Below are 1,210 nucleotides of genomic sequence, written 5' to 3'. Positions count from 1 at the left end.
GGCGCCCGCACGGTCGGCCTGGGCCTGCTGGAAGGCCGGCCGGCCCAGCCCGCCGGCGGCGGCGTCGGCGGCGCGGGCGCTGCGCCGGGCGAGGTCGAGGTCGCCGCCGTGCACCGCTGCCGTCGTCATCAGGGCCAACAGCGAAGGGCGGGAAGCCGGTTGGAGCAGCGCGAGGTCCTCGCCGCCGCCCTCCAGCAGGGTGCGCAGGCAGTCCTGCGGGTCCCCGCCGACCAGCCGGGCCAGGGCCAGCAGTCCGAGCGCGGAGCCGCCCCACCAGCCGCTGCCGGGCACGGTGTGCCGCAGGCCCCGTTCGGCGAGTGCGACCGCCTCCGGGGTGCGGCGCGCGGGCAGCGTCCAGAGCAGGGCGGAGGCGCGCATCGCCATCGCCAGCCCGACGGCGTCTGGGGCGCCGAGTTCGGTGGCGAGCCGCTCCGCCTCCCGGGCGTGCCGCTGCGCCAGGTCGAGCCGGCCCGCCCAGTTCTCCAGCGTGGACAGGCCGATGAGGTGGTTGACCGCCACGTGCTTTTGCGCACCGCCGCCCGCGACGGCGAGGCCGCGGCTGAGGTGGCGGTGGGCGTCGGTGAAGCGCTCCAGGTAGAGCTCCGCGCAGCCGAGCAGGGCCAGCACCTCGGGGGCCCGGCCGGCCACCGTGTCGGGCCGGGCGTCGACCAACTGCCCGCAGCGGACGACCTCGGGCCCGACCCGGGTGAGGTCACCGGCGTAGCTGTCGCAGAAGGCGGCCAGGACGCGCAGCGCCGTCCGGTCGTCGGGGTCGGATCCGGCGGCGGCCGTGGCGGCCTCGTGGGCGAGGGTGCGGACCTCGGCCGCGGTGCCGCGCAGGGCGTGCACCAGGCCGTGGTCGAAGACCAGTTGGACGGTGTCGGCAGGCAGCGGGGCAGGCAGCGGCCGGGGCAGGGTGTCGATGACGGTCCGGGCCATCGCGTCGGCCTCGGCGTAGCGTCCGAGCAGGCGCTCCACCTCGACGCAGGCGGCCAGGGCCGCGGTGCGGCGCGGTTCGGGCAGGCCGCCGGGTGTGCGCAGGAGTTCGTGGGCGAGGGTACGGGCCTCCTCCAGGCGGCCCGCGGCGGTGAGCGCCCGGCAGCGGTCCAGGCCCAGCGCCACCCGGTGTTCGGCGCCGGGCCCGGCGGCCGGAAGGGCGGCCAGCGCGGCGCCGAGCCAGCGGGCGGCGGTGGCGGGGGCCGAGGCGTAG

1 pseudogene is annotated in these 1,210 nt (G+C 78.9%); it reads right to left on the bottom strand.

Features of this window, described 5'->3' with window-relative positions:
• A pseudogene (locus AA75_RS49545) lies at positions 1 to 1,210 on the bottom strand (helix-turn-helix transcriptional regulator); the annotation flags it as partial.

The organism is Kitasatospora sp. MBT63, assembly GCF_000710465.2.
Lineage (GTDB): Bacteria > Actinomycetota > Actinomycetes > Streptomycetales > Streptomycetaceae > Kitasatospora.
This window is presented reverse-complemented; position numbering and strand designations above follow the sequence as displayed.